The sequence below is a fragment of the Halobacterium bonnevillei genome (assembly GCF_009831555.1).
Taxonomy (GTDB): domain Archaea; phylum Halobacteriota; class Halobacteria; order Halobacteriales; family Halobacteriaceae; genus Halobacterium; species Halobacterium bonnevillei.
Genome location: NZ_WUUU01000247.1, coordinates 1 through 3,268 on the forward strand (window position 1 = coordinate 1; position 3,268 = coordinate 3,268).

4 protein-coding genes and 1 pseudogene are annotated in these 3,268 nt (G+C 68.7%); 3 read left to right on the forward strand and 2 right to left on the reverse strand.

The features are described from left to right. Positions 1 to 677, forward strand: a 677-nt coding sequence (locus GRX66_RS17705; protein ID WP_159527682.1) for a serine hydrolase, incomplete at its 5' end; no start/stop codon positions are given. Positions 678 to 785: 108 nt separating this feature from the next. Further along, the gene (locus GRX66_RS17710) at positions 786 to 1,094 is read left to right on the forward strand and encodes a DUF7116 family protein (RefSeq protein ID WP_159527683.1); all 309 of its coding nucleotides are present in this window, start codon (positions 786 to 788) and stop codon (positions 1,092 to 1,094) included. A 132-nt stretch (positions 1,095 to 1,226) separates the two neighbouring features. Here GRX66_RS17710 and GRX66_RS17715 read toward each other — a convergent pair whose 3' ends face one another. Next, positions 1,227 to 2,417: a pyridoxal-phosphate-dependent aminotransferase family protein gene (locus tag GRX66_RS17715; RefSeq protein WP_159527684.1), complete on the reverse strand. Its 1,191-nt coding sequence runs from the start codon at positions 2,415 to 2,417 to the stop codon at positions 1,227 to 1,229. A 114-nt stretch (positions 2,418 to 2,531) separates the two neighbouring features. On the opposite strand from GRX66_RS17715, the gene GRX66_RS17720 reads away from it, so the two are divergent. Continuing rightward, positions 2,532 to 3,077: a mechanosensitive ion channel domain-containing protein gene (locus GRX66_RS17720; RefSeq protein ID WP_159527685.1), complete on the forward strand. Its 546-nt coding sequence runs from the start codon at positions 2,532 to 2,534 to the stop codon at positions 3,075 to 3,077. 58 nt (positions 3,078 to 3,135) lie between these two features. Here the strand turns inward: GRX66_RS17720 and GRX66_RS20620 are convergent. After that, positions 3,136 to 3,258: pseudogene (locus GRX66_RS20620) on the reverse strand (hypothetical protein); the annotation flags it as partial. Positions 3,259 to 3,268 lie beyond the last annotated feature (10 nt).

Consider the following 3,268-nt stretch of genomic DNA (forward strand, 5'->3'; position numbering starts at 1 on the left):
GGTGGAGGGCGTTCGGCGCCGCGGGTGGCCTCCTGAGTTCGGCGGCCGACCTCGCGACCTACCTGCGGTTCGCGATGCACGGCGACGAGGACGTGCTCTCGGACGAGCGCCGCAGGCGCGCGCTGGACGCCCACGCGACGCGCGGCGAACTCCTCGACGGAACCGAGAAGCGCTACGGGTACGGCTGGATGCGGCGGTCGTTCCTGGGCGACGACCTGGTCGGTCACTCCGGGTCGCTGGGCGTGTCTTCCGCGTACGTCGGCTTCCTCGAAGACGCGGAACTCGGCGTCGCCGTCGCGGCGAACACGGACCCCGACGTCCACCCGACGTACGTCGGCAAGGCACTGCTGGCGCTCCTCCGCGGAGCGGACCCGGACGACGTGGTTCCGTTCTACGCGCTCCGCGAGAAGTGCCGGCGAGTCGCTGGGCGCTACGAGTCCTACCGGTCCGCGATGGCGGCGGACGTCGAGGCCGCTGGTGGCAAACTCGACGTCACCCTCGAGACAGCGCTCGGCGAGGAGTCGCTGACCGCGTTCCCGGAGTCACTGGACAGCGACGACCGCTCGTTCTACACAGTCGGTGCCGGCGGCGAACGCGTCCCGTTGACGTTCGAGACTGCTGACGGCGGCCTGGACTGCTACTACCAGCGGTGGCGCCTCCACGAAACGGACGAGTAAGCACCTACGAGGAGAATATATGGATATCCAGGCATCGAGGCGCCTGCTTTTCAACGATTGGCGTGCGGCAGGAAAGCTTATTACCGGGACTCTCGAAGGTCCGAATGCATGGGGACTGTTACCACCCCTCCCGACGAGCAGGCCCGGTCGATCTTCGACGACCTCGGGTACAGCCTCGCAGGTGACGGCGCGGAGTTCTCCGCCACGCGAGACTGGAAAGAGATACGCGTGACAGCCGTCACCGACGACGTCGACGCGGACGAGGACAGCTCCTATCGCTGCTTCGTCACGTGGGCGGACAACACCGACGCACTCGAGCGACAGTTGCGCCGGCTGGACCCGCCGTACGAGTGGGCAGTCATGGGCGTCGACGAGGACGGCGACTACGAAGTGGCGCGCGCGCCGCCCGTAAACTAGGGACGCACTCCCCTCTCTGCCGCTTTCGAACGCGTAGCAACAGCGATGCCTCTGACTCTGGGCTACCAGTTCTTCGTCGCAATGCAGACCCCAGGGCCGCTTTAGCCGTCACGGATGCGAGCCAGCGTCGCCTTACGCCTCCCGGAGCGCGGCCCGAGTCGCGCGGAGGCCAGCGTCGGCGTCCACGTCGGCGTCCAGCGACTCGAAGGCGTCGGCGAGCGCCGCGACGACGAGCGTGACGTTCTCCGGTCGCGCGCCGTGGCCCATGCAACCGATGCGGAACACGTCGCCCGCCAGGTCACCGAGCCCGGACGCGATTTCGAGGTCGTAGTGCTCCAGGACGTAGTCGATGACCGCGCCGTCGTCGACCCCGTCGGGGACGCGGACGGCGTTCAGGCTCGGCAGCCAGTAGTCGTCCTCGGGGTTCAGGCCCAGCCCCATTGCTTCGACGCCCGCTTTCAGCGCGCCCGCCATCCGTTCGTGGCGCTCCCAGCGGGCCTCGATTCCCTCCTCGGCGACCAGGCGCAGCGCCTCCCGGAGCGCGTACACGTTCGATACGGGCGCCGTGTGGTGATACGCGCGCTCGTCGCCCCAGTAGCCCTCCAACAGCGAGAGGTCGAGGTACCACGACCGCGGCTTCTCCTCGCGGTCCAGCACCTTCTCCATCGCGCGGTCGTTCAACGTCAGGGGGCTCGCGCCCGGCGGACACGACAGGCACTTCTGGGGGCCCGCGTACGCCGCGTCGACGTTCCAGTCGTCGACGCGGAGTTCCACGCCGCCGATGCTCGTCACGGTGTCCGCGACGACGAGCGCGTCGTGGTCGTGCGCGATGTCCGTGAGTTCGGGGACGTTCGTTTGTTTTGCGCCCGTCGACGTCTCCGCGTGCACGAACCCGAAGACGTCAGGGTCGAACTCCGCCATCGCGTCCCCGACGTCGTTGGGGTCCAGCGGTTCGCCCCACGGCGCGCCCACGCGCACCACGTCCCCGCCCGCGCGGCGCGCCATCTCCGCCATCCGGTCGCCGAAGTAGCCGTTCGTCGGCGCGAGGAACGTGTCGCCGGGTTCGACGAGGTTCCCGATGGCCGCCTCCATCGCCGCGCTGCCCGTCCCCGAGACGGGAATCGTCCACTTGTTGTCAGTCTGGAACGCGTACCGCAGCAGCTCCTGGGTCTCGTCCATGATCTCGATGAACGACGGGTCCAGGTGGCCCACGAGCGGCGTGCTCATCGCCTTCAGCACGCGCGGGTGGACCGGACTCGGTCCCGGCCCCATCAGGGTTCGCTGCGGCGGCGTCAACTCGTCCACGTCTGGTGCGTCAGTCATACGAGAACCGGTGCGCGCGGCCCGCAAGAAGGTTCTGGATGCGAAGGCGCGAGGCGGACAGCGATTTCCCGACCGGCGGTGGGAATTACGTGCCCCCGTCGTGAAAGCCCGTACATGCAGCCAGAGGCCCCGTCCTCGCTCTCGGAACTGCTGGAGACCACCGTCGACGAGTTCCTCGCGGGTCTCTCGTCCGGCATCCCGAGGGTGCTGACGGGCGTCGTCTTCCTCGTGCTGGCGGCAGTCGTCATCAAGGCGACCGTCGCCGTCGTGCGCCTGGTGCTCGGGCGCGTCTACCAGGGTCAGCCGATCTACGTCCAACTGGGCGCGACACTCGTCGGCGTCTTCCTGTGGTTCGGCGCGATTCTCGGGTTCCTCTCGGCCGTCGGCCTCCCCGAGATTGCGGCCGCGCTCGGCACCGCGTCCGGATTCCTCGCGCTCGGCGTCTCGTACGCCCTCTCCGGCATGCTCGCGGACGCCGTCGCCGGCATCTACTTGCTCCGCGACCCCGACTTCAACCCCGGTGACACGGTAGTCGCCGGCGACGTCGAGGGCGTCGTACAGTCCATCGAGCTCCGGAAGACGCGTTTCCGCCACGGCGACGACACGGTCGTGCGCGCGAACGCTGACGTGGAGAAGAAGTGGACGAAGAAGCCCGAGTGACGGCCGCAGCGTCCCCAAACGATCGCCGTTCGAGGGCCGTGGTACCGCCTTCGGTGACTTCCACGCGGTCGTCACCGGTATCAACGACGAGTGCCCCGCGCGACGTCACGCCGTCAGCGGTCCCGACGACCGCCTCGCCGTCCCGGGTGTCGACGCGTACGCCGTTCGCCGAGGGTTGCACTCCGCCGGTC